2 protein-coding genes and 2 pseudogenes are annotated in these 3,225 nt (G+C 41.0%); 3 read left to right on the forward strand and 1 reads right to left on the reverse strand.

What is annotated here, in order from left to right:
• Nucleotides 1-494: pseudogene (locus tag PX636_RS19975) on the reverse strand (NACHT domain-containing protein); the annotation flags it as partial.
• Between the two features lie 215 nt (nt 495-709).
• Here PX636_RS19975 and PX636_RS19980 point away from each other — a divergent pair.
• The 3 genes and pseudogenes from PX636_RS19980 to PX636_RS19990 form a co-directional block, all read left to right on the forward strand.
• Nucleotides 710-979, forward strand: a pseudogene (locus tag PX636_RS19980) (aminotransferase class V-fold PLP-dependent enzyme); the annotation flags it as partial.
• Between the two features lie 131 nt (nt 980-1,110).
• On the forward strand, nt 1,111-2,853 hold the full coding sequence (locus tag PX636_RS19985) for an ABC transporter ATP-binding protein (RefSeq protein ID WP_288118476.1): 1,743 nt from the start codon (nt 1,111-1,113) through the stop codon (nt 2,851-2,853).
• Nucleotides 2,854-2,929: 76 nt separating this feature from the next.
• Nucleotides 2,930-3,225 (forward strand): fibronectin type III domain-containing protein (locus PX636_RS19990; protein WP_288118478.1); only part of this gene is annotated, 296 nt, incomplete at its 3' end.

Here is a 3,225-nt window from a genome sequence, read left to right on the forward strand (position 1 = left end):
ACAGGTGTTAGAGAATGCTGATAACTGTCTTTATTTCCCTTGAGAGCTTCTAAACCAACTTTTCGCAAAAATGTAGATTTACCAATGCCGGGATCACCAAGTACCATTAAATATTGTTCTTGATTAGCCAAAAGTAAACCATCTTTTTTACCATCATCCCTAAAGTTAAACCGTCGCTGCTTACTCTCACGGTATTTATTTTCTAAATTTTCATCATAATAATCCCTGACTAAATTACCCAAACATTTGACATTAATATAAATTGACTCCAAATCCATCGGCTTAGACATTTTTAAAACCTTAATCATGCCGTGCCGATCCCAGTAACGTTGAGTATATTCCCGCAAAAAAAGATACTTTCCTTCTTTGATAAGCTGCCCGACATCTTTATTCAATAACTCATTTTTATTAATACCCTCCCACCCCGATTTAATCATTTGACCAATAAAATTATTAGTCAATGCCGTTACAATGGTTGTTTCAATTCCTGTCATAACTTAACCCCTGTAAACCCTCTGACGCTTAGTATAAGCCAGAAAGCGGGTTTCTCATCATCAACTCAGAAAGCGGGTTTCTCAACAACCCAGAAAGCGGGTTTCTCAACAACCCAGAAACCGGGTTTCTTAAGGAAAACCGTTTTCTAATCTCTTAAACGGCTAAACTGAGAATAGCTGCCTGTCTTGACTCTCATTTCTCAGATTGTCAAATAATGCAAATTTATCTTGACTATAGTGCCACTACCCCCACTCATCCCCAAGTGATCGAGCGGGTTGCCACTATTCTCCAGCATCATTGGGGCAATCCCTCCAGTTTACACAGTTGGGGACAGGATACGGCAACAGTCATCGAAATGGCCAGAGAACAGGTAGCAGGGTTAATTAATGCCAATCCAGACCAGATTATCTTCACTTCTGGCGGCACGGCTATCAAGCTAAAATTGATCAGCCCCCCGGTAAACCGCCCAAGGCTGGTTCTAATGTTAAGGAGAAAAAATAAAAATTCTTGGGTGGGAAATGTGGCCGCATCTCATAATCCACTGATTATCTATTCCCCCTTTTGCCTGTTCCCTATTCTAACTGATAACTGATCACCGATTACTGATAACTGAATATGGCTTATTCTCGCATTAAAAAACTAGCAAATTATCTACGTCCCCATTGGCAAATAGTAACTGGGGGGGTAGTTGCTCTGCTTATTGTTAATCTTTTGGGTGTTTATATACCGCTTTTAATCCGGGATAGCATCGATGATTTGAGTAAATCCTTTGACTTTCAAAAAATCATTTATTATCTGATTTTAATTGTCGCTTTAGCCTCGATTATGTGGTTTATCCGCATGATTTCCAGAGTATTGTTATTCGGGATCGGTCGTCAGGTAGAGTTCGAGCTTAAACAAAAAATCTTTCAGCATTTATTAACCCTTGAACCTGCCTATTTTTCTCGGCAAACTTCAGGAGATTTAATCAACCGTGCCACTAGCGATGTGGATAATATCCGTCGTCTGGTGGGTTTTGCTTTGCTCAGTTTGGCTAATACTTTTTTTGCCTATGGGTTAACTTTGCCTGTAATGTTAGCGATTCATATTCCCCTTTCAATCGCCGCTATTTCTGTCTATCCTTTGATGTTAATTGCTGTGCAGTTATTTAGTGGTCGTCTGCAGCGGCAACAGAAAAAAGTACAAGAAAAACTCTCGCATCTGAGCGATTTAATTCAAGAGGATATGAGTGGTATTACTCTGATTAAAATTTATGCCCAAGAAGGTAACGAGCGCCTAGCATTTAAGCAAAGAAATCGCCAATTACTACAGGCTAATTTAGATTTAGTCCAGACTCGTAATTTTCTTTTTCCCCTGATTGAAGCTTTGGCCTATGTCAGTTTATTGGCGTTGCTTGCTCTCGGTACTAGACAAATTATAGCGGGTAATATCACCATTGGGGACTTTATTGCTCTGTTAATTTTGGCAGAAAGATTAGTTTTTCCCACTGCTTTATTAGGTTTCACTATTACTGCCTACCAACAGGGAGAAGTGAGTATAGATCGCCTGGAAACTATCCTATTAGCCGAGGCTACAATTAAAGACAATGCCGATTGTATTCACTTAAAAAATATTCAAGGAAAAATTACCGCCAAAGCCTTGACTTTTTTCTATCCTGATGCTAAGGAACCCGCCTTAAAATCTCTTTCTTTTACCATTAATCCGGGGGAAACGGTAGCGGTCGTCGGTGCGATCAGATCGGGAAAATCTACCCTTGCTAACGCTATTCCCCGTCTTTTGAATATTGCTGAGGGACAGTTATTTATTGATGATCAAGATGTCACTCAAATTGCCCTGGAAGAGCTGCGAAAAGCGATCGCTTATGTTCCCCAAGAAAGTTTTTTATTTAGTACCACCATTGAAGATAATATCCGTTATGGCGATCCGCTGCTGAATTTTTCGGCAGTGGAATCGGCGGCCAAACAAGCGAGAATTCAGGAGGAAATCGAGAATTTCCCGCAAAAATACGGAACTTTAGTGGGAGAACGTGGGATTACTCTTTCCGGTGGTCAACGTCAACGGGCCTCTTTAGCGCGCGCTTTAGCCATCCAAGCACCGATTTTAATCCTTGATGATGCCCTATCTAGCGTCGATAATCAAACGGCTACAGCTATTTTGGAAAATATCAGCCAAGAAAGCCAAAAAACCGTGATTTTTATCTCCCATCAATTATCGGCCGCTGCCACTGCCGATCGCATTTTTGTCATGGATCGCGGAGAAATTGTCCAGATAGGAACCCACGAGGAGTTAATCGCAGTCCCCGGAGTCTATCAAAATCTCTGGCAACAGCAGCAGTTAGAGTCTAAGGTTTTACATTAGCCGATAAAATAGGGAATCTGCCAGTTATTGCCGGTTAAGCTGTGGACTATCTCAATTACTCCTTAAGACCGTTTAAATGCAGCACAGCAGTTATCTTTTAGCGACAATGAACAAGAATCAACTTTTAACCGAACCTTTTTTACAATTACCCACCGAAACATCAGTACAAGTGATTTGGTTTACGGAATTTTTTGGCGCTCGTCATCAGGTGCGCTACGGGGAAAAACTAGAGAAAATTGCCCTCGCTCGCACTAGCAAATTAACTAGAGTTAGAGAAGATGCAAAATCGAGAACCGTTGAAGCTTATCAATCTTTAACCGCTCGAGAAATCTGGCGACATCAGGCCGAAATTACTGATTTAAATCCCGGGGA

Source organism: Microcystis sp. M53598_WE2, assembly GCF_030067735.1.
Classification (GTDB): domain Bacteria; phylum Cyanobacteriota; class Cyanobacteriia; order Cyanobacteriales; family Microcystaceae; genus Microcystis; species Microcystis aeruginosa.

Bases quoted from the DNA above. Each gene is read 5' to 3' on its own strand.
- PX636_RS19985 (WP_288118476.1), top strand. From the start codon at position 1,111: ATGGCTTATTCTCGCATTAAAAAACTAGCAAATTATCTACGTCCCCAT.